This is a genomic window from Pantoea sp. Tr-811 (assembly GCF_011752535.1).
Lineage (GTDB): Bacteria > Pseudomonadota > Gammaproteobacteria > Pseudomonadales > Pseudomonadaceae > Aquipseudomonas.
In genome coordinates this window covers 1-23,085 of the sequence record NZ_VWXJ01000002.1, presented here as the reverse complement: position 1 = coordinate 23,085, position 23,085 = coordinate 1, and the positions used below count along the sequence as shown (strand labels likewise).

Below are 23,085 nucleotides of genomic sequence, written 5' to 3'. Positions count from 1 at the left end.
TTCTCCGTTAACGGTTAACTGGGAGGATAGCCGCTGAGCGCCTTGTGCACCGATTCGCGCAAAGCGGCCTCGCGTTCGCGTGGGGTGCTCCTGTCGCTGCCGCTTTCGGCGCTGGCGCTCCAGACCGGCTGGCCATTGCGGGCGTCGTACAGGTCGATACGCACCACCATCACCTGAACTTCATAGGTACGCACCACCGGCACGCTGGCGTAGGCACCGTAACCATTGCGGTAGCCAGCAAAACCGGCGCCACCGTAGGGGCCGGGGCCGTAATAGGGGTCGTAGTCATAGTCGCGCACCTGGCGCAGGCGCCGCTCCAGGCGCAGGTCGGCACTCACCAGCAGGTCGGCGGGGCCGCCCCTGGCCGGGCGCAGGCCTTGCTGGTCCAGGGCGCTGCTGACGGCGTCAGCCACTTGCCCGGGGTCCGCTTCGGCACTGCCGGCGGGCAATTGGCCGTTGCGCCAGCTCCAGCTGCGGTAGCGTCCATAGTCGCGCGCTGGCGCCGGGTAGGCACTGGCGTCGAAGGTGGTGGCGGCCTGTGGTGGGGCGGGTGGCAGCGGGCGGCTGCTGGCCACGTAGGGGTTAGTACCCTGGCAGGCAGCCAGGGCCAGTGGCAGCAGGGCCAGGCACAAAAGACGCAATGGCATGTAATCCTCCCGGCAAGCCGGTCAACGGGGGCGGCACATCCAGTGCAGGTAGCGGCCGAGCCCGGCGAAGCTTGGGTGGCGGCGGTGGGCAAGCTCCATTTCCAGTAGGTCGAGCAGTTCGGCCTTGGCCTGGAATTCCTTGGGCATGTAGTCGTGGAACACCCGCACGCCGCTTTCAGTTTCGACCTGCCACAGGCTTTCAAGTTGCGCCTTGAGCTCGCGGGGATCAAGCGGTTTTTGCGGGGTCAGGCTCTGCTTCTCGCCTTCCAGGCGGTTGCTGCGCAATTTGCGGAAATGGCCCTTGAGCAGGTTGCGGTAGACCAGCGCGTCGCGGTTGTAGAAGGCCAGCGACAACCAGCCTTCGGGGGCGGTCAGCTGGTGCAGCACCGGTAGAATGCTTTGCGGCTCGGCCAGCCACTCCAGCACGGCGTGGCACAACACCAGGTCGTAGGGCTCGGTGAGCTGGCCGAGCAGCGCCTGCCACGGTGCCTGGATGAAGGTGGCGGGCTGGCCGGCCTCCTCGAACCGTGCGCGGGCACCTTCGAGCATGGGCGCGGCCGGTTCGGCCAGGGTCACATGGTGGCCACGCTGGGCCAGCCACAGGGCCATGTGGCCGAGCCCGGCGCCGATATCCAGCACCCGCAGCGGGCGGTCGGGGAGGGCTTCGGCAAGGTCTGCCTGAAGCACCGCCAGGCGGATCGCGCCCTTGGCGCCGCCGTAGATCTTTTCGGCGAAGCGTGTGGCCAGTTCATCGAAGTGACGGTCGTTCATCGGGCGAAACGCCTCTCGCTGTCGGCAAGCTTGGCCCGCACCACCTGTTCCATGTCCAGGCCCAGCTCACTGCACAGCAACAGCAGGTAGAGCACCACGTCGCCGACCTCCTGGCCGGCATGGGCGAGTTGCTCGGGTGGTAGCTGGCGCGATTGGTCTTCGCTCAGCCACTGGAAAATTTCCACCAGCTCGGCCATTTCCACGCTGGCGGCCATGGCCAGGTTCTTCGGGCTGTGGAAGCCGCGCCAGTCGTTGTTGTCGCGAATCTGGTGCAGGCGTTCGGTGAGTTCTTGCAAGTTCATCGGGGTCTCCTCGTGCTGCATAGCTTCGGCGCAGGCCCGATGCAAAGCAAGTGGCTTGCGCGGCCCTAGCGCACCGCCCAGCGCCCGGCCATGTGCAGCAGCCCGGCATGCCCATCCAGGCGCAGTTCACCGGCAGGCCCCGGCTCGCTGGCGCTGAGGATCACCTCTGACGGCAAGCGCACGGGCTTGTGGAAGTCCACCTCGAAAACGTACTTGCTGGCTGGCACATGGGTGCCCAATGCCGCCAGGGCCATGGCCGCGCTCCACATGCCGTGGGCGATCGCCCGGGGAAAACCGAACACCTTGGCACTGGCAACGCTCAGGTGGATCGGGTTGTAGTCGCCACACACCCTGGCATAGCGCCGGCCGATATCGCTGTCTGCGTACCAGCGGGTGGCTTCAGGCAGCGGGTGGGCTGGGGTGTTGGCAGGTTCGGCGGGCTGGCCGTCGAGCTGCAGGCCGCGTACCAGCATGCGGCTGGTTTCGCGCCAGAGCAGGCCAAGGCCGTCTTCGGCTTCCGTGACCAGGTCGAAGGTGCCGCCCTTGGCATGGGGCTGCAGGTTGTCGGCATGAACGCTGAACCGCAGGCCGTCGATGCCGCCCAGGGGGCGCAGCGCCTCGATGCGGTTGTGCAGGTGCACCAGGCCCAGCAGCGGGAAGGGGAAGTCGTGGGCGGTCAGCAGTTGCAGTTGCAGGGTGAAGGCCATGACATGGGGGTAGGTGCCCGGCAACCGGCCATTGTCGGTGAAGTGGCAAAGCTTGCGGTACGCCGCAAGGTTACCGGGTTGCACGCGGATGAAACAGCGCAGGCCGGCGGCGGGCAGGCTGCTGCCGGTGATCTTGCGTTTGCTGGCCGCACGCAGGTACAGGCTGGCGCGGGTATCGGTGCTGTGCAGGTCGAGCCATGGGCGGTTCATGCTCAGGCTCCCATCAGGGCTTGGCCGCACACCCGCAGCACCTGGCCGTTGACGGCCCCCGAACCCGGCTGGCTGAGCCAGGCGATGGCCTCGGCGACATCCTGGGGACGCCCGCCCTGGCCCAGCGAACTCAGGCGCCGCCCGGCTTCGCGCAGGGCCATGGGCATGGCGGCGGTCATGTGGGTTTCGATAAAGCCTGGGGCCACGGCGTTGATGCTGGCGCCGCGTTCGGCCAGCGTTGGCGCCCAGGCCTGGGCCAGGCCGATCAGCCCGGCCTTGCTCGCCGCATAGTTGGCCTGGCCGCGGTTGCCGGCGATGCCACTGACCGAGGCGAGCAGGGTGATGCGTGCATCGGCGCCGAGGGCGCCGGCGTCGAACAGGGCCTGGGTCAGCCGCTGCGGCGCCTTGAGGTTGACCGCCAGCACCGCGTCCCAGTAGTCCGGGGTCATGTTGGCCAGGGTTTTGTCACGGGTGATGCCGGCATTGTGCACGACGATGTCGATGCCGCCTGGCAGGGCGTCGAGCAGCCGCTCGGCGGCATCGGCGGCGCAGATGTCCAGGCCCAGCGCTTTGCCGCCCAGGCGCGCGGCGAGGGCGTCGAGGTCTTGCTGCGCCTGGGGCACGTCCAGCAGCAGCACGTCTGCCCCATCGCGTGCCAGGGTTTCGCCGATGGCGGCGCCGATGCCCCGCGCAGCGCCCGTCACCAGTGCCCGGCGCCCAGCCAGGGGGCGGGTCCAGTCGGCGACCTGGCTGGCACAGGGCTGCAAGCGCAGTACCTGGCCGGAAATGAATGCGCCCTTGGGCGACAGGAAAAAGCGCAAGGCGCCTTCGAGTTGGGCGTCGGCCCCAGGTTGCACGTACAGCAACTGGGCCGTGGCGCCGTTGCGCAGCTCCTTGGCCAGTGAACGGCTGAAGCCTTCCAGGGCGCGCTGGGCGACGCTGGCCAATGGGTCTTGCAGGCCTTCCGGGGCGCGGCCCAGGATCACCACATGGGCACAGGGGGCCAGGCTGCGCAGCAGCGGCTGGAAGAACTCGCGCAGGCGCGCGAGTGCGTCGCTGTCGGCCAGGTGGCTGGCATCGAACACCACGGCCTTGAGTTTCGGCCCGAGGCCTGCGACCCAGGCCGGTGCCTGCAGGCCTTCGCCCTGGAAGCTGAACACCTCGTCGGTGAGGCGCGGGGCAATGGCCTCGACCTGCTGCGCCAACGGCCCGCCACCCACTACCAGGGCGCCTTCCACCGGGCGCAGGCGGCCGGCCTGCCAGCGTTCCAGCGGCGCCGGGCGTGGCAGGCCGAGGGCATCGACGAGGCGGCGGCCAAGGTTGGAGTTGGCAAAACCGAGATAGCGGTCGCTCATGTGCGGGTCTCCCTGAAGGCAAGCTTGCAAGTGTGGACCAACTTTATGGCAAGGTCGTTCGCCTGCGGCAAAAACACCTAGGCTGTAGGCATCGAGATATTTCAGGAGGAAAGTGCGCATGCAGTCACCACGCCGGGTCGCGATCCTGGGCGGCAACCGAATACCGTTCGCCCGCTCTAACGGCGCCTATGCCACCGCCAGCAACCAGGCGATGCTGACGGCGGCGCTGGAAGGGCTGATCGAACGTTACCGCCTGCATGGGCTGCGCCTGGGCGAGGTGGTGGCGGGCGCGGTGCTCAAGCATTCGCGGGACATGAACCTGACCCGTGAATGCGTGCTGGGCTCGCGGTTGTCGCCGCAGACGCCGGCCTACGACATCCAGCAAGCCTGTGGCACGGGCCTGGAGGCGGCGCTGCTGGTGGCCAACAAGATCGCCCTGGGGCAGATCGAGTGTGGTGTTGCCGGCGGGGTAGACACCACCTCCGACGCGCCGATCGCGGTCAACGAAGGGCTGCGCCGCCTGCTGTTGCAGGCCAACCGGGGCAAGACCCTGGGCGAACGGCTCAAGCCGTTCCTGCAGTTGCGCCCACAGCACTTGAAGCCCGAGCTGCCGCGCAATGGCGAGCCGCGTACCGGGCTGTCGATGGGCGAGCATTGCGAGCGCATGGCGCAAACCTGGCAAATTGGCCGCGGCGAGCAGGATGAGTTGGCGCTGCGCAGCCATCAGCACCTGGCGGCGGCGTATGCAGAGGGCTGGCAGGATGATTTGCTGACGCCGTTTCTGGGGCTGGTGCGTGACAACAACTTGCGCCCGGACCTGACGCTGGCGCAGCTGGCGGCGCTCAAACCGGTGTTCGACCGCAGCGGCCAGGGCACGCTGACGGCCGGTAATTCCACGCCGCTGACCGATGGCGCGTCGCTGGTGCTGCTGGGCTCGGAACAGTGGGCGCAGCAACAGGGGTTGCCGGTGCTGGCCTATCTGGTGGATGGCGAGACGGCCGCCGTGGACTTCGTCAACGGGCGCGAGGGCTTGCTGATGGCCCCGGTGTATGCGGTGCCGCGCCTGCTGGCGCGCAATGGCCTGGCGCTGCAGGACTTCGATTACTACGAAATCCACGAGGCGTTTGCCGCGCAGGTGCTGTGCACGCTCAAGGCCTGGGAAGATGCCGACTATTGCCGCGAGCGGCTGGGGCTGGAGGCGCCGCTGGGGGCGATCGACCGCAGCAAGCTCAACGTCAAGGGCAGTTCACTGGCGGCGGGGCACCCGTTTGCGGCTACCGGCGGGCGAGTTCTGGCCAACCTGGCCAAGCTGCTGGCCACGGCGGGGAAGGGCCGGGGGCTGATTTCGGTGTGTGCGGCGGGTGGGCAAGGGGTGACGGTGATCGTCGAGCGCTGAGGCCACGGGGCTGCTTTGCAGCCCATTCGCGGGCAAGCCCGCTCCTACAGATGGCGGTGTGCCTGTGGGAGCGGGCTTGCCCGCGAAGAGGAAAGCGCGGTTCTCTGGTAAGCTTGTCTGCTCAGAACGATAAGAATTCGCTATGCCGACCATCGGACACCCCCGCGCCATTCCTGCCCTGGAGCATTTGCCCCGGCCACTCTATGCCCGTGCCGAAAGCCTCGGTGCCGGCTCCTGGACCACCCGCCACAGCCATGATTGGGTGCAGTTTTCCTACGCGATCAGTGGCGTGCTGGGGGTGTATACCGGCGATGGTAGCTACTTCGCCCCGCCGCAATGGGGCGTGTGGATCCCCGCTGATGCGGAACATGAAGTGGTGACCTCGGGCCAGGCCGAGATGCGCAGCTTGTATATTCGCCGTGACGCCTGCCCATGGGCACCGGCGCAATGCCGAGTGCTGGAAGTGACGCCGCTGGCGCGCGAGCTGATCAAGCAGTTCTGCCAATTCCCGGCCGAGTATGCTGAAGGTGACAGCGTGCAAGGGCGGCTGGTGGCGGTGTTGCTCGACCAGTTGCGGACCTTGCCGGAGGTGGCATTCTCCCTGCCAATGCCGCGCCACCCGGGCTTGCTGGCGCTGTGCAACGGCTTGATCGCAGCGCCTGACCAGGCGCAGACCCTGCAGCAGTGGGCGGTGCAGCTGGGGTGTTCGGAGAAGACCTTGATGCGGCTGTTCCAGCGAGAGACGGGGCTGAGTTTCCGCAACTGGCGCCAGCGCATGCGGCTGTTGTCGTCGCTGGCGTTGCTGGAGGCGGGGGAGAGTGTGACGGATGCGGCGTTGGGCTGTGGCTATGATTCGACATCGGCCTACATTGCGGCCTTCAAGCAGCTGTTTGGGGCGACGCCGGGTGAATTGAAGTTGTGATGTGGCCCGTGCCGGCCCCTCCCGGTAGGAGCGAGCGTAGCTCGCGATGGGGCGCGTAGCGGCCCCAGGTTTCCAGCTTCGCGGCTGATGAGGCTGGGGCTGCTTTGCAGCCCATCGCGAGCTTTGCTCGCTCCTACCGGTTTTGGGCCAGGTTCATCAGGCGTGGGCTCAGGTACGGAAACGCCGCACCAGGGCGTCCAGTTCGTTGGACAGCCCCGCCAGGCTTTCGGAGTCCTGGCGCGCCGCCTGGGCCAGTTCGGCCACCAGTTGGGCATCGCCGTGAATCTGGCTGATGTGGCGGTTGATGTCCTCGGCCACCTGGTGCTGCTCCTCGGCGGCGGTGGCGATCTGGGTGTTCATGTCGCGAATGATGTCCACCGACTCGCGAATCTGCCCGAAGCTGTCGCGGGCCAGGCCAATGCGGCTGACCGACTGCTGCGAAACCTCAAGGCTTGCGTGCATCTGCTCGGCCACCTCGGCGGTGCGGCTGGCCAGGTTGCCGAGCAGCCCGTCGATTTCCGCGGTGGAGTCGGCGGTACGTTTGGCCAGTGCCCGCACCTCGTCGGCCACCACGGCAAAGCCGCGGCCCTGCTCGCCGGCACGGGCCGCTTCGATGGCGGCGTTGAGTGCCAGCAGGTTGGTTTGCTCGGCGATCGAGCGAATGGTGCCGAGAATCGACTGGATGGCGTTGCTGTCGCGCTCCAGTTGCTGGATCGATTGGGCCGATTGTTCAATTTCCTGGCTCAGGCGGTCGACGCTGCTCACCGCCGCGTCGATCTGTTGCTGGCCTTCACGGGCCTGCTGCTGGCCACTGTCGGCCGATTGCGCGGCCTGGCTGCAGGAGCGGGCGACCTCGTTGGCGGTGGCGACCATTTCGTGGAAGGCGGTAGACACCATGTCCACCGCTTCACGCTGGCGCCCGGCAGCTTCGGCCATGTCGCCGGAAACCCGGGTGGAGCTGTTCGAGGTGCTGAGGATCTTGCCTGCCGCCGCGCCGATGTGCTGGATGAGGCTGCGGATGGCCCCAAGGAACTGGTTGAACCAGCTGGCCAGTTGCGCGGTTTCGTCGCGGCCGCGCACTTCGAGGTTGCGGGTGAGGTCGCCTTCGCCCTGGGCGATGTCTTCCAGGCCGCTGGTAACGCTGTTGATCGGGCGCACGATCAGTTTGGCGAAGGTGGCGCCAACCACGGCGAACAGGGCCGCCAGCACCAGCGCGATGGCAGCGATCAGCCAGGTCAGGCGGGTGGTGGTCTGCATCACTTCACTTTGCTCGATCAGGCCAATGAAGGTCCAGCCAAGCTGTTCGTCCGGGTAGACGTTGGCCATGTAGCGCACGCCGTTCAGCTCCACCTCGACCAGGCCCTTGCCGGCCTTGGCCAGCTCGCCGTAGCCGCTGCCGAAGCTGGCCAGCTGCTTGAAGTTGTGGCTGGCATCGCGCGGGTCGACCATTACATTGCCGTTGCTTTCCACCAGCATCAGGTAGCCGCTGTTGCCCAGCTTGATCTGCTTGACGATTTCGGTAAGGCCTTTGAGTGACACGTCGATGTTCACCACACCGCCGGGGTTGCCCAGCTGATTGGGCACGGCACGCACGGTGCTGACCAGCACCGCATCGTCGGCCGCCCAGTAGTAGGCGCCGGTACGCATGGTCTTGCCGGGGTTGGCCATGGCCAGCTGGTACCAGGGGCGTGGGCGCGGGTCGTAGTTGATGAATTTCTGCCCGGCCGGCCAACCGACGTAGCCGCCGTCACTCACGCCGTAGGACACGTAGGCGTAGCCAGGGTGGGTTTCGGCCAGGCGGGTGAAGAATTCCAGCAGTTGCTTGTCCTGCTCGCCCAGCTCGTAGGACGGGTTGGCGCTCATGAACTTGTTCAGGTTGCTGCCGGTGGCGGTGACCAGGGGTTGGGAGGCGAGGTACGCGACGTTCTGGTCGATGCCCTGGAAGAAGATGTTCATCGCGTTGCTGACCTGGCGGATTTCCCGGCTGCTGCCGTCGAGGAATCCATCGCGGGCTTCGCCGCGCAGGTTGATGACCACCAGGGTGGCCACAAGGACGATGGGCAAGGCGGCGATGACCGCGAATGCCCAGGTCAGTTTCTGTTTGATGTTCATCGACGCTCCCGGAATATTTTTTTTCGACACGCGAGGCAGGTAGCCACTAGATCGGCAGCGTCCGGGATTTTATTAGCGCAAGTGCCCGTATTTATTAGGCAAAGTCGCGTTTGACGATGATTCGGTCGGCTTTGGGCTAATATGGCATACCAAAAAGCTGTTGCGTGCAGATGACAGCCCCTGCCGCGGGCGCTCAGTGGCAGCAGCTCGCGCCATTGGCCAGGTCCTTGAGAATCGGGCAGTCCGGGCGCTCGTCGCCCTGGCAGTGGGCGACCAGGTCGCCCAAGGTGTCGCGCAGGCTCACCAGCTCCTCGATGCGCCGGTTCAGTTCGGCGATGTGCTGGCTGGCCAGGGTCTTGACGTCGGCACTGGCGCGCCCGCGGTCCTGCCACAGGGTCAGCAGCTTGCTGACTTCTTCGAGGGAAAAGCCCAGGTCGCGGGAGCGCTTGATGAACGCCAGGGTGTGCAGGTCTTCGGCCTGGTACAGGCGGTAGCCGCTGTCGCTGCGAGTGGCCGGCTTGAGCAGGCCGATGGACTCGTAGTAGCGGATCATCTTGGCGCTAAGCCCGCTGCGGCGGGCAGCCTGGCCGATATTCATGGGGCCTCCTCGGTAATGTGCGTGGGTTTCCAGGTTTTCAGCCACAAGGCGTTGCCTACCACGCTGACGCTGGACAGCGCCATGGCGGCACCGGCCAGCACCGGGTTGAGGTAGCCGAGCGCGGCCAGGGGAATGCCGACCAGGTTGTAGATGAACGCCCAGAACAGGTTCTGGCGGATTTTCGCATAGGTCTTGCGGCTGATCTGCAGGGCAGCGGGCACCAGGCGCGGGTCACCGCGCATCAGGGTGATGCCGGCGGCCTGCATCGCCACGTCAGTGCCACCGCCCATGGCGATGCCGATATCGGCGGCAGCCAGGGCCGGGGCGTCGTTGATACCGTCGCCGACCATCGCCACCACGCCATCGCGCTTCAGGGCTGCCACCGTGGCGGCCTTGTCGGCCGGCAGCACTTCGGCATGCACGTCGTCGATGCCCAGGGCCTCGGCGACGACCTTGGCGCTGCCCCGGTTGTCGCCCGTCAACAGGTGGCTGCTGATGTGCCGGGCGTGCAGGGCGGCGATGGCTTGTTCGGCACCGGGCTTGAGGCTGTCACCAAAGGCGAATAGGCCGAGCACGCGGGGCGTGGGGGCGCGCTCGATCAACCAGGACAAGGTGCGCCCTTGGGCTTCCCAGGCCTGGGCCTTGTCGAGCAGTTCGCCGGGCTGCAGGCCGCTTTCGTCGAGCAGGCGGCGGTTGCCCAAGGCCAGATCACGGCCTTCCACCTGCCCGGCGATGCCACGGCCTGTCAGGGACTGGCTGTTGCTGACCGTGGGAACCTCCAGGCCCTGTTCGGCGCACGCATCCAGCACCGCCTTGGCCAAGGGGTGTTCGCTGCCCCGCTGCAGCGCGCCGGCCAGGCGCTGGAGCGAGGCGGCGTCACCGGTCACGGCCTGGCAGTGGAGGATGCGCGGGCTGCCGGAGGTGAGCGTGCCGGTTTTGTCGAACACCACGCGGTTGACCGCATGGGCACGCTCCAGGGCTTCGGCGTCCTTGATCAGGATACCGTGGCGGGCGGCCACGCCAGTGCCCGCCATGATTGCCGCCGGGGTGGCCAGGCCGAGGGCGCAGGGGCAGGCAATCACCAGCACGGCGACGGCGTTGATCAGCGCGGTTTCCAGTGCGGCGCCGGCCAACCACCAGCCCACCAGGGTACCCAGCGCCAGCACCAGCACGGCCGGGACGAATACTTGGCTGACCCGGTCGACCAGCTTCTGGATCGGTGCCTTGGCCGCCTGGGCATCCTCGACCAGGCGGATGATCCGCGCCAGCACGGTTTCCGTGCCCAGCGCCTGGGTGCGCACCAGCAGCCGGCCTTCGCCGTTGATGGCGCCGCCGGTCACGCTGTCGCCGGGCTGCTTGGGCACGGGCAGGCTTTCACCGCTGATCAGTGCCTCGTCGGCATGGCTGCTGCCTTGCTCCACTTGCCCATCGACCGGAAAGCGCTCACCCGGCTGTACCCGCACCAGGTCGCCCAGGCGCAGTTGGGCAATGGCCACGTCTTCTTCGATGCCATCGACCACGCGCACCGCGCGTTCGGGGCGCAGGGCTTCGAGGGCACGGATGGCGCTGGCGGTCTGGCGCTTGGCCCGGCTTTCCAGGTACTTGCCCAGCAGCACCAGGGCGATGACCACCGCCGAGGCTTCGAAATACAAGTGGGGTTGCGTGCCTGCTGGCGCCTGGGCCCACTGATACAGGCTCAGGCCGTAACCGGCGCTGGTGCCCAGGGCGACCAGCAGGTCCATGTTGCCGGCGCCTGCGCGCACGGCCTTGAAGGCGGCCACATAAAAGCGTGCGCCGAGCACGAACTGCACCGGCGTGGCCAACAGGAACTGCGCCCAGGCTGGCAGCATCCAGTGCACGCCCAAGGGTTGCAGCAGCATCGGCAGCACCAGCGGCAGGGCCAGCAGCAGCGCCGCGGCGACGGCCAGGCGCTCGTACTGCAGGCGGCGCTGGTCGCCTGCGGCCGCTGCGCTGGCGGTCTGCGGCAGGCTGGCGCTGTAGCCGGCGGCTTCGACGGCGGCGATCAACGGTTGCTCGCCCAGTGCCTGCAGCACCTGCAGGTGCGCCCGTTCGCTGGCCAGGTTGACGCTTACCTGCTCCACTCCCGGCACTTTGCCAAGGGCACGCTCCACCCGGCCAACGCAACTGGCGCAGGTCATGCCGCCAATGCTGAGCTCCACGGTGCGGCTCGGCACGCGGTAGCCGGCATCGCGCACGGCGCCGACCAGGGCGGGCAAGCTGCCGGCCGGGGCCTGGACCCTGGCCTGCTCGGTGGCGAGGTTGACGCTGACGTGTTCAGCGCCGCTGACCTTGCGCAGGGCGCGCTCGACCCGGCCGGCACAGCTGGCGCAGGTCATGCCGGCAATCGGCAGGTCGAAGGTGGTGGATGCAGGCATGACGTTCCTCCTTGGGGCAGGCCTGCAGCATCAACCTTGTCACGTGGGGAAGGTCAATAGTTCAGGCTGGCGCGCTTGAGCTCGAGCCCATAATGCCCCATGGCGATACGGTATTTGCTGATCTGGCCCGCTTGCAGGTTCAAACGTGTGCTGCGCTGGTCCTCGATGCCGGGGGCGCAACCGGGCACCTGCCCTGGCAGCAGGCGCAGGCGCACATCGACCGGGCCAGGCGGCAGGTTGAAGGAGGTCGACTGCTCCTGTAAGACGCGGCCGGAGAGCTGGTCGTTGAGGTACACGCCGATTTCGCAACTGGTGGCCACTTCCAGGCGCTCCCGGGAAATGATCAGTACGCTGTAGGCGGCGTTGTCCTCGGCGCTGGCCGGTGGCACCGCGGCCAGCGTGGCCATTAGCCCGACAACGCCCGCTGCTGTCCTGAACATGATGAATCTCCTGCTTGGCACAATCGTCAAAGGCGCAGCTTGGCCGAGGTTGGCGGGGATTTCCAGCCCGGCCGTTCGTTGCAGAACTTGACCTTGCCCCAGTGGCAAGCTTGAAACTGCACGAAACCCTGAAGGAGGCGATACCCATGCAAGTGTTCAATGTACAAGGCATGACCTGTGGCCACTGTGTGAAAGCGGTGACCCGTGCGGTACAGGCGCAGGATGCCCTGGCCCAGGTGGAGGTCGACCTGGCCGGCAAGCAGGTGCGGGTGCACAGTGGCCTGCCGGCCGAGCAAGTGCTGGCAGCCATTCGTGAGGAGGGGTATGAGGCGCAAGTGGCCTGAGCCGGAGCAATGTTTTCATGCTGATGGCCCGCGCAGCAGGTAGAATTGCTGGCTTGCTTAGCCTGCTATGGATTCCTGATGAACCTGCGAATGGTGCTGATTCTGGGCGCATTGAGTGCGTTCGGGCCCTTGGCGATCGACTTTTACCTGCCCGCCTTTCCGGCCATGGCGCAGGCGTTCGCCACCGATGAACAACATGTACAGACCACCCTGGCCGCCTACTTCCTCGGCCTGTCGATCGGCCAGCTGGCCTATGGCCCGGTGGCCGACCGTTTCGGCCGACGCAAGCCGCTGCTGTTCGGTGTTGGCCTGTTCACCCTGGCGTCACTGGCCTGCGCCTACGCGCCCAACCTCGATACGCTGGTGCTGGCGCGGTTCGTCCAGGCCTTGGGCGGCTGTGCCGGCATGGTGCTGTCGCGGGCGATCGTCAGCGACAAATGCGACCCGGTGGCCTCGGCCAAGGTGTTCTCGCAACTGATGCTGGTGATGGGCCTGGCGCCCATTCTGGCGCCGATGTTGGGTGGGGTGTTGGTGAACCTTGCCGGCTGGCAGTCGATCTTCCTTGCCTTGAGCCTGTTCAGTGCCGCCTGCCTGCTGGCCGTGAGCCTGGGCCTGCCCGAAAGCCTGCCGGCACACATGCCCCGCCAGCCGTTGTCGGGGGCGCTGCGCCAGTACCTGCGCCTGTTGGCTGACCGGGTATTTCTTGGCCATGCGCTGACCGGCGGTATCGCCATCGCCGGGATGTTTGCCTATATCGCCGGTTCGCCTTTCGTCTTTATCAAGCTCTACGGCGTTCCGGCCGAGCACTATGGCTGGCTGTTCGGTACCAATGCCGCCGGGTTCATCCTGGTGGCGCAGGTCAATGCGCGGTTGCTGGCCAAGCGTGGCCCGGCGTTCCTGCTGGCCCGTGCGGTATGGATGTACCTGGCGGCAGGGCTGGTGCTGCTCGGCGTGGCGGCATTGCGCCCGGCACAGCTGTGGCCGTTGATGGTGCCCCTGTTCGTCTGCATCGCCAGCCTTGGCTGCATTATCCCCAATGCCTCGGCCTGCGCCATGAGCGGCCAGGGCGCAAGGGCGGGCAGTGCCTCGGCGTTGATGGGCTGCCTGCAGTTCAGCGTGGCGGCGGGCGCGGCAGCCTTGGTCGGTGTGCTGCACGACGGCAGCGCCGTGCCGATGACGCTGGTGATCAGCCTGTGCGGCGCGCTGGCGGTCAGTGTCGCGCTGTTGACCCGGCGTTTGCAGGCCAAGCGTCCGGCATGAGTGCGTGGGGGGCGCGCAGGCGCGTTTCCAGGGTGGCGACGAAGGCCCGTGCCTCGGCCTCGCTGCGAAAACTCACCACGTGCTGATCGAGCCTTACCTGCCAGGGGCAGTTAGGGTTGCGGTTCGACGCGCTGACGACAATCTTCATTGCGGCCTACCTCCGGTTCAGGGATGAGCCGCCCCAGTGTAGCGCCGCGGCCACTGCATGCCATGGCCTGGCTTCGCGGCCTGACTGGCGGTCGCTGAGCCAGCCGTTCGGGTGGTTTTGGAAATGCCGCTTTGAGGTGTGGAAGCTTCGCTTTCATTTGCCTTATTTGTAGTAGCAGGCTGTCGGCAATGTCGCTACAAGCGCAGGGCCGGTTTTCCTCATGTCCTGTTTCTTCCGTTCAATTGCAAGGTTTCCGGTGATTTGGCCTGCGTGGCCTGCCCGCCAACGGCCGTCGTGGGGGGGTATACCCAACCGCCGTTTGCCCGTAGCCGCCCCCGTTCAGTACCCCAGTTCAGGCATTGCTGCGGCTTATACTGCCCCGGCTACGAATGTTTGGCGTGCCGATCTGCGTTGCCAGGGTTGGCCATTGGAAATCAGGTGAGATCGTTCAGGGAGTTAAACGGACATGAATGCAGTCAGCAGTATCAGTCAAATTGCCGGCCTGATGGCCGACCCCAAGCGCAGCGCGATGTTGTGGGCGCTGATCGACGGCACGCCGCGGCCGACCGATGAGCTGGCAATGTTGACCGGGCTGACCTCATCTTCGGCCTGCGCCCATCTGTCGTTGTTGTCTTCGGCAGGGCTGCTCAGGCTGGAGTCACGGGGGCGCAAGCGTTATTTCAGGCTGGCCACGCCCCAGGTGGGCGCAGCGGTGGAGGCCTTGGCCAGCGTGCGACTGGGCGGCGAGCGTGAGCGCCAGGGCAAGCAGCTGCCGGTGTCGCTGCGCCGGGCGCGGCGTTGCGGTGACCACCTGGGGGGCGAGATTGCCGGTGAGCTGTACCACCGCTTGCGGGTGGCCGGCTGGCTTGAGGGTACCTTGCAGCAGATGATGGTCAGTGAAGAGGGGCGCGTGCAATTGGCCGGCATCGGCGTGTACATCGACGCCCTGGCGTCGCGCCAGCAACGCGGCTGCGTCATCTGCCACTGTGGCGAATGGAGCGACCAGGAACCGCACCTGGGCGGCACGCTGGGCCAGGCACTGCTGCGCTTGTTCCTGCAGTCGGGGTGGGTTCGCGAGGCGGAGGGGACGCGGGCGTTGCAGATTTCCGCACTGGGCGTGCAGGAAATCAACCGCATTGCCCGCGTGCAGACGTTGCAGGTCGGCTGACCGCAACGCCTGCCGTCAATTACACCAGGCGTGCGTCCAGGCTGTTCTGCGCCAGGCGCCGGGCCTGGTCTTCGGTCATGCCCAGGTGGGTGTGCAGGGCATGGAAGTTTTCGGTGACGTAGCCGCCGAAATACGCCGGGTCGTCCGAGTTCACCGTTACCTTCACGCCGCGTTCGAGCATGTCGAGGATGTTGTGCTGGCTCATGTGGTCGAACACGCACAGTTTGGTGTTGGACAGCGGGCAGACGGTCAGCGGGATCTGCTCGTCGATGATCCGCTGCATCAGGCGTTCGTCCTCGATGGCGCGCACGCCGTGGTCGATACGCTTGATCTTCAGCAGGTCGAGGGCTTCCCAGATGTACTCGGGCGGGCCTTCCTCGCCGGCGTGGGCCACGGCCACGAAGCCTTCGCTGCGGGCACGGTCGAACACGCGCTGGAACTTGCTCGGTGGGTGGCCCATCTCGGAGCTGTCCAGGCCCACGGCAATGAACGCGTCGCGGAAGGGCAGGGCCTGGTCGAGGGTTTTCTGCGCTTCGTCTTCGCTGAGGTGGCGCAGGAAGCTCAGGATCAGGCCGCTGCTGATGCCCAGTTGCTCACGGCCATCCTTGAGGGCCTGGTTGATGCCGCCCAGCACCACTTCAAAGGGGATGCCGCGGTCGGTGTGGGTTTGCGGGTCGAAAAACGGTTCGGTGTGGATGACGTTCTGGGCCTTGCAGCGCTGCAGGTAGGCCCAGGTCAGGTCGTAGAAGTCCTGCTCGGTGCGCAGCACGTCGGCGCCTTGGTAGTAGAGGTCGAGAAATTCCTGCAGGTTGTTGAAGGCGTAGGCGCTTCGCAGGGTTTCGACGTCGTTCCAGGGCAGGGCGATCTTGTTGCGCTCGGCCAGGGCGAATAGCAGTTCGGGCTCCAGCGAGCCTTCCAGGTGCAGGTGCAGTTCGGCCTTGGGCAGGGCGTTCAACCATTCATACATGGGGTGTTGTCTCGAATCAGGTACGGTTGCCGCTAGTTTACAGGGGCTGGCCGGGCTTTGCGCCCGGCCGGTCGGTATTCATTCACCAGGTGAGCGAATCGCCCTTGTAGTTGATGAAGCGCAGGCCGCCTTTGCCGCTGTGTGCCTTGACTTGCTCAAGCATGCCGCGGGTGCTGGTGAGTACGTCGATTTCGGCGTTTTCGCCGCCCATGTCGGTTTTCACCCAGCCCGGGTGCATGGCCAGCACGCACAGGTCGGGGCGTTGCAGTTCCACCACGAAACTGTTGATCATCGAGTTCAGAGCCGCCTTGCTGGCCTTGTACAAGCAAATTTCGCCGCCGTCCGGAATCGTCACGCTGCCCAGGATCGAGCTCATGAACGCCAGCACGCCCGTGCCTTCGCGCACTTGCCCGGCCAGGCGGCGGGCCACGCGGATCGGCGCCACGGCGTTGGTCATGAACAGATCGCCGACGGCCTGGGTGGTCACGCTTTCCAGGTCTTGTGGGAGCGGGCCCATGACCCCTGCGTTGACGAACACCAGGTCGAACTGCTGGCCTTGCAGGCGCTGCTTGAGGCCATCGAGCTGCGCGGTGTCGTTCATTTCAAGCTGTTCGATACGAACGCCGGGCACATCGCCCAGGGCGCCGGGCTGTTGTGGGTTGCGTACCGTGGCGGTGATGTTCCAGCCGTCTTCATGCAGGCGCTGGACCAGGCCCAGGCCGAGGCCGCGCGAGGCGCCGATGATGAGGGCAGTCTTTGAAGTGGCCATGTATGCGCTCCTTGAGGGTTGCAGGTGAAAGCTTCTGAGCATACTGCAGTCAGGCCGGGTCTGCTGTTAACACAGCTGAGCAAAAAATGAGCAGTTGCCCGAGGCCTTGGGGTAACGGGCGTCTGGCGTGTTGGCTAACGGGTTATCCACAGGCTGATCCACAGTAAATGTGCGCAAGCACTTTGCTGGGGGTGGTGTAACCGGCCTGACCCATTGGGGATAACTGGAGACGGTTCAGTCGTTTAGCGCTGTCATCAAACGGTGATCAAATTATGCTCAATGCTCTGCAGGCCTTGAAGGGCAAGGGTTGCAAAGGAGTGCCCCAAGCTTATCCACAGGCCGGCCCACAGTAGATGTGGGCAACTGTCAGCGTGCTTCGAGCAGAATTCGCCCGCGGCTGAGGTCGGCCAGTTGCTGTTGCAGGGCGGCTTGGTGTTCGGCGCCCAGGGCAATCTGCAAGTCGACACCATTGGCGGTGAACTGCTCGTCCAGCACCAGGCCATCCACGTCGGCCAGGCGCAACTTCACCAGTGCCAGTTCACTGAAGGTGCAGCTGCAATGGTATTCACTGCGCTGTACCAGCAGGCGCTTGGCTGCCTGTTGCAGGCATTTGTTCGCGCCGCCGCCGTAGGCGCGGGCGAGGCCGCCGGTGCCCAACTGGATGCCGCCGTACCAGCGGATTACCAGCACCACCACCTGGTCGCAGTCCTGCGCCTCGATAGCCGCGAGGATCGGCCGCCCGGCAGTGCCGCCGGGTTCGCCGTCGTCATTGCTGCGGTATTGCCCGCCGATCTTCCAGGCCCAGCAGTTGTGGGTGGCGGCCAGGTCGCTGTGGCGTTCGATGAAGCTCATCGCCTCGGCGGCACTGTTGACAGGGCCGGCCAGGGTGATGAAGCGGCTCTTGCGGATTTCCTCACGAAATTCGCAGAGGTCGAGCAGGGTTGAAGGCATCGGTTACACCGCAATTGAAACGTCAGGCCACCGGCTTGATGCCGCAGCCCTTGAGGATGATGTGGATAAGGTTGCTGCTGGCGTCTTCCATGTCCTGTTTGGTCAGGCGGCTACGGCCGGTAACCTGGCAGATCTGGGTGGCGAAGTCGGCGTAGTGCTGGGTGCTGCCCCAAAGCAGGAAAATCAGGTGCACCGGGTCGACCGGGTCCATTTTGCCGGCTTCGATCCAGGCCTGGAACACCGCGGCGCGGCCACGGAACCACTCGCGGTAGTCGGCGCTGAAATATTCGGTAAGGCAATTGCCGCCGCTGATCACTTCCATGGCGAAGATGCGCGAGGCTTGGGGGTTGCGCCGGGAGAACTCCATCTTGGTGCGAATGTAGGTACTCAGCGCCTCGCCCGGGTCGTCCTCGACGCTCAGGGCGTTGAAGGTGCTGTCCCACAGTTCGATGATGTTGCTCAGCACGGCGATGTACAGGCCAAGCTTGTTGGTGAAGTAGTAATGCAGGTTGGCCTTGGGCAAGCCGGCTTTCAGGGCGATGGTGTTCATGCTGGTGCCCTTGAACCCATGGCGGGCGAATTCGTCTTCGGCGGCCTGGATGATGGCCTGTTCGTTCTTCTGGCGAATGCGGCCGGCGGGTTTGCCCGAGGCGGCGAGGCGATGCGCAGGGACTTCTAGGGTCATGGACGATTCCGGACAGGTCTGTGGCAACGAATGTCGGACAAGATTACCTGCCTGTGCTGGCGTGACAAGCCTTGGCGTCAGAAGCAGGCATCAGCGTGTCGCAGCCAGGCTCTCCAGGAAGCTTTCCAATACCAGGTTTGGCCGGCGTCCCTTGCGCGTTACCCAGCTCAGGCTGAGGTCATAGAACCGTTGTGCAGGCTTGAGTGTGCGCAGGCGGCCCTGCTGGACCCAGAAGGCGGCGTAGTGGTCGGGCAGGTAACCGATGTAGCGCCCGGTAAGAATCAGAAAGGCCATGCCTTCGCGGTCGGAGGCGCTGGCGGTGCAGTTGAGCGCCTGGTAATGGGCCTGGATGTCGGCGGGCAAGCGGAAGGTGGGGGCAATGGCTTCTTGGGCATTGAGGCGATCGTCGTCGATCTGCTGGTTATCGGCGTAGAACAGCGGGTGGCCGACCGCGCAGTAAAGCTGCGAGCGCTCGCTGTACAGCGGCTGGTATTCGAGCCCGGACAGCGGGCTGGTCTGCGGCACCACGCCGACGTGCAGGCTGCCGTCGAGCACGCCTTGCTCGACCTGGCTGGGAGCGATCATGCGGATCTGGATGCGCACGTCGGGGCCACGGTCCTTGAGTTGCGCCAGGGCATGGGTGATGCGCATGTGCGGCAGGGTAACCAGGTTATCGGTCAGGCCGATGTTGAGTTCGCCGCGCAGGTGCTGGTGCAGGCCATTGACTTCGGTGCGAAAACTTTCCAGCGCGCTGAGCAGTTGCAGTGCCGAATGGTAGACCTCGCGGCCTTCCTCGGTCAGCGAAAAACCAGCCCGGCCCCGCTGGCACAGGCGCAGGCCCAACCGCTGTTCAAGGTCGTTCATCTGCTGGCTGATGGCCGAGCGGCCAATGCCCAGCACGTTCTCGGCGGCCGAGAAGCCGCCGCATTCAACGACGCTTCGGTAGATTTTCAGCAGGCGGATGTCGAAGTCGCTGACTTGCGCGAGGGGGTCGGGGCGTCGGCTCATAAGTTTAGTGTTGCGCTACCTGAAGATTAGAAATGTAGGCTTTTCTAGACTTTATCCCCGTGCCAATTTAGCTGCAACAACATCCATCGTTGCCTAATCGTCTTTCGAGGAACCGCCGATGAACATGCCGGAAACCGCAACCGCGGGTATCGCCAGCCAGCTCAAGCTGGATGCCCACTGGATGCCCTACACCGCCAACCGCAACTTCCAGCGCGACCCGCGCCTGATCGTGGCGGCCGAAGGCAATTACCTGGTCGATGACAAGGGCCGCAAGATTTTCGATGCCCTGTCGGGGCTGTGGACCTGCGGCGCTGGCCACACCCGCAAGGAAATCACCGAAGCGGTTGCGCGCCAGGTAGGCACCCTGGATTACTCCCCGGCCTTCCAGTTCGGCCACCCGCTGTCGTTCCAGCTGGCGGAGAAAATTACCGAGCTGACCCCGGGCGACCTGAACCACGTCTTCTATACCAACTCCGGCTCCGAGTGCTGCGACACTGCGCTGAAGATGGTGCGTGCCTACTGGCGCCTCAAAGGCCAGGCCACCAAGACCAAGATCATCGGCCGTGCCCGTGGCTACCATGGGGTGAACATCGCCGGCACCAGCCTGGGTGGCGTCAACGGCAACCGCAAGATGTTCGGCCAACTGCTGGATGTCGACCACCTGCCTCACACCGTGCTGCCGGTGAACGCCTTCTCCAAGGGCTTGCCGGAGGAGGGCGGTATCGCCCTGGCCGACGAGATGCTCAAGCTGATCGAGCTGCATGATGCGTCCAACATCGCTGCGGTGATCGTCGAGCCGCTGGCGGGCTCTGCCGGTGTACTGCCACCTCCCAAGGGCTACCTCAAGCGCCTGCGGGAAATCTGCACCCAGCACAATATCCTGCTGATCTTCGACGAAGTGATCACTGGTTTCGGCCGCATGGGCGCCATGACCGGCGCCGAAGCCTTCGGCGTGACCCCAGACCTGATGTGCATCGCCAAGCAAGTGACCAACGGCGCCATCCCCATGGGCGCGGTGATCGCCACCAGCGAGATCTACCAGGCCTTCATGAATCAACCGACGCCTGAATACGCCGTGGAATTCCCGCACGGTTACACCTACTCGGCGCACCCCGTTGCCTGTGCTGCGGGCCTTGCCGCCTTGGACCTGCTGCAGAAGGAAGGTTTGGTGCAGTCGGCTGCGGAGCTTGCGCCACACTTCGAGAAACTGCTGCACGGGGTGAAGGGCACCAAGAATATCGTCGACATCCGTAACTACGGCCTGGCTGGCGCGATTCAGATCGCTGCCCGTGACGGCGATGCCATCGTGCGTCCTTATGAAGCAGCGATGAAACTGTGGCAAGCCGGCTTCTATGTACGCTTTGGCGGTGACACCTTGCAGTTCGGCCCAACCTTCAATGCCCAGCCGCAGGAACTGGACCGCCTGTTTGACGCGGTCGGTGAAGCCCTGAACCAGATCGACTGATCTTTCCGATTGTGATGCCGGGTGCGTGAAGCCCTCACGCGCCTGCTTCGTCCTTCTTTATCTGGAGTTTTGCATGAGCATTGTTCAGCACCTGATCCACGGCGAACTGGTCACCAAGGGTGAGCGCACCGCCGATGTCTTCAACCCGTCCACCGGCCAGGCGGTACGCAAGGTAGAACTGGCCAGCCGCGCGACCGTGCAGGAAGCCATCGATTCGGCCAAGGCTGCCTTCCCAGCCTGGCGCAACACCCCACCGGCCAAGCGTGCCCAGGTGATGTTCCGCTTCAAGCAGTTGCTTGAGCAGAACGAAGCGCGTATCTCGCAGATGATCAGCGAGGAGCACGGCAAGACCCTGGAAGACGCGGCGGGCGAGCTCAAGCGCGGTATCGAGAACGTCGAGTTCGCCTGCGCGGCGCCTGAAGTGCTCAAGGGTGAATACAGCCGTAACGTTGGCCCGAACATCGATGCCTGGTCCGATTTCCAGCCCCTGGGCGTGGTCGCCGGTATCACCCCGTTCAACTTCCCGGCCATGGTGCCGCTGTGGATGTACCCGCTGGCCATCGCCTGCGGTAACGCCTTCATCCTCAAACCGTCGGAGCGGGACCCGAGCTCGACGCTGTTCATTGCCCAGCTGCTGCTGGAGGCTGGCCTGCCCAAGGGCATCCTCAACGTGGTGCACGGTGACAAGGAAGCGGTGGATGCACTGATCGAAGCGCCGGAAGTGAAGGCACTGAGTTTCGTGGGTTCGACCCCGATCGCCGAATACATCTATGCCGAAGGCACCAAGCGCGGCAAGCGCGTGCAGGCGCTGGGCGGCGCGAAGAACCACGCGGTGCTGATGCCCGATGCCGACCTGGACAACGCCGTAAGTGCACTGATGGGCGCGGCCTACGGTTCGTGCGGCGAGCGCTGCATGGCCATTTCGGTGGCGGTGTGCGTGGGTGACCAGGTGGCTGACGCCCTGATCGCCAAGCTGGAGCCGCAGATCAAGGCGCTGAAGATCGGTGCCGGTACTTCCTGTGGCCTGGACATGGGGCCGTTGGTTACTGCTGCTGCCCGTGACAAGGTTGTTGGCTACATCGAAGACGGTGTGGCCGCTGGCGCCAGGCTGGTGGTGGATGGCCGTGGCTTGCGCGTGGCGGGTAATGAAGATGGCTACTTCGTGGGGGGCACCCTGTTCGACAAGGTGACCCCGGAGATGCGTATCTATAAAGAAGAGATTTTCGGCCCGGTGCTGTGCGTGGTGCGCGTGAACAGCCTGGAGCAGGCCATGCAGCTGATCAACGATCATGAGTATGGCAATGGCACCTGCATCTTTACCCGTGACGGTGAAGCGGCGCGCCTGTTCTGCGACGAGATCGAAGTGGGCATGGTGGGGGTGAACGTGCCGCTGCCGGTGCCGGTGGCTTACCACAGCTTTGGTGGCTGGAAGCGTTCGTTGTTTGGCGACCTGCATGCCTATGGCCCGGATGGGGTGCGTTTCTATACCCGGCGCAAGGCGATTACCCAGCGCTGGCCGCAGCGTGCGAGCCATGAGGCGTCGCAGTTTGCGTTCCCTAGCCTGTAAGGGATGAAATGAAGCGGGGAGGCCGGGAGGTCTCCCCGTTTTGTTTTTGGGGTGGGGGTGGTGGGTGGCCTGTCTTGAGGTTGGCGTGGTATTCGGGGTGTACGCCACGACGCATTTGGCGCCTATGAGATCGAGCGCCGCCCGCGCGGCGCTTCGCGAGCTTTGCTCGCTCCTACGTTTGTTTCGGGCCAGTGTTCATGTGGCCACCGCGCGCGGCCCCTTGTTTGTACGCCGCGATATCCAGGCATGCGCCAAGGGGTTCGCGCGCCAATCCCCCAGGCCTCATTGGCCCGAAACAAACGTAGGAGCGAGCGCAGCTCGCGAAGCGCCGCGCGGGCGGCGCTCGATCTCATAGGCGCTGAACGTGCTGTGGCGGGCACCTGCCAGCCGTAACACGGTCTTTTCCTCCTATATTTCAATTTCTTGAAATTAAAGGTTGACGCCCCTCCGAATCCCCTTATAATGCGCCCCACTTCCAGCGACATCGGAACAACAAACTCCTTGAAATTCAACGAGTTAGCTTGTTAAGAGATCACTGAAAGGGCTTCGATCGAAAGATCGCTAGCGGTTGAGATGAGTGTTGACAGCGTGTCAAAACGCTGTATGATTCGCCTCCCGCTACGAGAGATCGCAGCGAGTCAAGTGTTTGAAGCTAAACGAGTTTCTCGCAAAAAACTTCAAAATAAACGCTTGACACGAAATGAGGAAAGCGTAGAATGCGCGCCTCGGTTGAGACGAAAAGCTCTTAACCAAACGCTCTTTAACAAATCGAATCAAGCAATTCGTGTGGGTGCTTGTGAGTACGGACTGATAGTCAAAAAGATTATCAGCATCACAAGTGGCCATGCGAGAAATCACATAGTCATTTGAGATTGCTGAGCCAAGTTTAGGGTTTCT

The 23,085-nt window shown here is 64.8% G+C and carries 21 protein-coding genes; 7 read left to right on the top strand and 14 right to left on the bottom strand.

The features are described 5' to 3' along the window. Window positions 1–14 precede the first annotated feature (14 nt). The 5 genes from F3J44_RS02710 to F3J44_RS02690 form a co-directional block, all read right to left on the bottom strand. Window positions 15–647, bottom strand: a complete 633-nt coding sequence (locus F3J44_RS02710; protein WP_167069422.1) for a DUF4136 domain-containing protein — start codon at window positions 645–647, stop codon at window positions 15–17. 21 nt (window positions 648–668) lie between these two features. Next, complete coding sequence (locus tag F3J44_RS02705) at window positions 669–1,418, bottom strand: methyltransferase domain-containing protein (RefSeq protein ID WP_167069424.1); 750 nt, start codon at window positions 1,416–1,418, stop codon at window positions 669–671. After that, window positions 1,415–1,720, bottom strand: a complete 306-nt coding sequence (locus F3J44_RS02700) for a MazG-like family protein (RefSeq protein ID WP_167270531.1) — start codon at window positions 1,718–1,720, stop codon at window positions 1,415–1,417. Before F3J44_RS02700 ends, F3J44_RS02705 begins: the two co-directional genes overlap by 4 nt. A gap of 65 nt (window positions 1,721–1,785) precedes the next feature. Beyond that, the gene (locus F3J44_RS02695) at window positions 1,786–2,637 is read right to left on the bottom strand and encodes a MaoC family dehydratase (RefSeq protein WP_167270529.1); all 852 of its coding nucleotides are present in this window, start codon (window positions 2,635–2,637) and stop codon (window positions 1,786–1,788) included. Window positions 2,638–2,639: 2 nt separating this feature from the next. After that, entirely contained in the window at window positions 2,640–3,992 is a 1,353-nt protein-coding gene (locus F3J44_RS02690) for a 3-oxoacyl-ACP reductase (protein ID WP_167270527.1), read from the bottom strand. Between the two features lie 118 nt (window positions 3,993–4,110). Here F3J44_RS02690 and F3J44_RS02685 point away from each other — a divergent pair, with 118 nt between their 5' ends. Continuing rightward, the gene (locus F3J44_RS02685; RefSeq protein ID WP_167270525.1) at window positions 4,111–5,388 is read left to right on the top strand and encodes an acetyl-CoA C-acetyltransferase; all 1,278 of its coding nucleotides are present in this window, start codon (window positions 4,111–4,113) and stop codon (window positions 5,386–5,388) included. 142 nt (window positions 5,389–5,530) lie between these two features. Continuing rightward, on the top strand, window positions 5,531–6,310 hold the full coding sequence (locus F3J44_RS02680) for a helix-turn-helix transcriptional regulator (protein WP_167070835.1): 780 nt from the start codon (window positions 5,531–5,533) through the stop codon (window positions 6,308–6,310). A gap of 168 nt (window positions 6,311–6,478) precedes the next feature. Here the strand turns inward: F3J44_RS02680 and F3J44_RS02675 are convergent, their stop codons facing one another. The 4 genes from F3J44_RS02675 to F3J44_RS02660 form a co-directional block, all read right to left on the bottom strand. Beyond that, window positions 6,479–8,422, bottom strand: a complete 1,944-nt coding sequence (locus F3J44_RS02675) for a methyl-accepting chemotaxis protein (protein ID WP_167070836.1) — start codon at window positions 8,420–8,422, stop codon at window positions 6,479–6,481. A 193-nt stretch (window positions 8,423–8,615) separates the two neighbouring features. Beyond that, window positions 8,616–9,020 (bottom strand): Cu(I)-responsive transcriptional regulator, encoded by a 405-nt coding sequence (gene cueR / locus F3J44_RS02670; RefSeq protein WP_167070837.1) that lies wholly within the window; start codon window positions 9,018–9,020, stop codon window positions 8,616–8,618. Beyond that, window positions 9,017–11,416 (bottom strand): heavy metal translocating P-type ATPase, encoded by a 2,400-nt coding sequence (locus tag F3J44_RS02665; protein ID WP_167270523.1) that lies wholly within the window; start codon window positions 11,414–11,416, stop codon window positions 9,017–9,019. Before F3J44_RS02665 ends, cueR begins: the two co-directional genes overlap by 4 nt. Before the next feature lie 53 nt (window positions 11,417–11,469). Continuing rightward, window positions 11,470–11,856: a hypothetical protein gene (locus F3J44_RS02660; RefSeq protein WP_167270521.1), complete on the bottom strand. Its 387-nt coding sequence runs from the start codon at window positions 11,854–11,856 to the stop codon at window positions 11,470–11,472. Between the two features lie 146 nt (window positions 11,857–12,002). Between F3J44_RS02660 and F3J44_RS02655 the strand changes: the two genes are divergently transcribed. The 3 genes from F3J44_RS02655 to F3J44_RS02645 all read left to right on the top strand — a co-directional run bounded on the left by F3J44_RS02655 (window position 12,003) and on the right by F3J44_RS02645 (window position 14,776). Then, window positions 12,003–12,200, top strand: coding sequence for a heavy-metal-associated domain-containing protein (locus F3J44_RS02655; protein WP_167270519.1), 198 nt, complete (start codon window positions 12,003–12,005; stop codon window positions 12,198–12,200). A 78-nt stretch (window positions 12,201–12,278) separates the two neighbouring features. Further along, window positions 12,279–13,460, top strand: coding sequence for a multidrug effflux MFS transporter (locus tag F3J44_RS02650; RefSeq protein ID WP_167070841.1), 1,182 nt, complete (start codon window positions 12,279–12,281; stop codon window positions 13,458–13,460). 614 nt (window positions 13,461–14,074) lie between these two features. Further along, the gene (locus F3J44_RS02645; RefSeq protein WP_167070842.1) at window positions 14,075–14,776 is read left to right on the top strand and encodes a helix-turn-helix transcriptional regulator; all 702 of its coding nucleotides are present in this window, start codon (window positions 14,075–14,077) and stop codon (window positions 14,774–14,776) included. A gap of 19 nt (window positions 14,777–14,795) precedes the next feature. Here F3J44_RS02645 and F3J44_RS02640 read toward each other — a convergent pair whose 3' ends face one another. From F3J44_RS02640 to F3J44_RS02620, 5 genes are all read right to left on the bottom strand, one after another. Then, window positions 14,796–15,743 carry an adenosine deaminase gene (locus F3J44_RS02640; protein ID WP_167270517.1) on the bottom strand — a complete coding sequence of 316 codons (948 nt, stop codon included), beginning with the start codon at window positions 15,741–15,743 and terminating at the stop codon, window positions 14,796–14,798. Between the two features lie 82 nt (window positions 15,744–15,825). Next, on the bottom strand, window positions 15,826–16,512 hold the full coding sequence (locus F3J44_RS02635) for an SDR family oxidoreductase (RefSeq protein ID WP_167270515.1): 687 nt from the start codon (window positions 16,510–16,512) through the stop codon (window positions 15,826–15,828). Between the two features lie 366 nt (window positions 16,513–16,878). Then, window positions 16,879–17,463: a YigZ family protein gene (locus tag F3J44_RS02630; protein ID WP_167070845.1), complete on the bottom strand. Its 585-nt coding sequence runs from the start codon at window positions 17,461–17,463 to the stop codon at window positions 16,879–16,881. Between the two features lie 22 nt (window positions 17,464–17,485). Then, complete coding sequence (locus tag F3J44_RS02625; RefSeq protein ID WP_167070846.1) at window positions 17,486–18,148, bottom strand: TetR/AcrR family transcriptional regulator; 663 nt, start codon at window positions 18,146–18,148, stop codon at window positions 17,486–17,488. Between the two features lie 90 nt (window positions 18,149–18,238). Then, entirely contained in the window at window positions 18,239–19,156 is a 918-nt protein-coding gene (locus F3J44_RS02620; RefSeq protein ID WP_167070847.1) for a LysR family transcriptional regulator, read from the bottom strand. Window positions 19,157–19,280: 124 nt separating this feature from the next. Here F3J44_RS02620 and F3J44_RS02615 point away from each other — a divergent pair, with 124 nt between their 5' ends. Both F3J44_RS02615 and F3J44_RS02610 read left to right on the top strand, forming a co-directional pair. Beyond that, window positions 19,281–20,621 carry an aspartate aminotransferase family protein gene (locus tag F3J44_RS02615; protein ID WP_205299677.1) on the top strand — a complete coding sequence of 447 codons (1,341 nt, stop codon included), beginning with the start codon at window positions 19,281–19,283 and terminating at the stop codon, window positions 20,619–20,621. A gap of 73 nt (window positions 20,622–20,694) precedes the next feature. Next, window positions 20,695–22,188, top strand: coding sequence for a CoA-acylating methylmalonate-semialdehyde dehydrogenase (locus tag F3J44_RS02610; RefSeq protein ID WP_167270511.1), 1,494 nt, complete (start codon window positions 20,695–20,697; stop codon window positions 22,186–22,188). Window positions 22,189–23,085 lie beyond the last annotated feature (897 nt).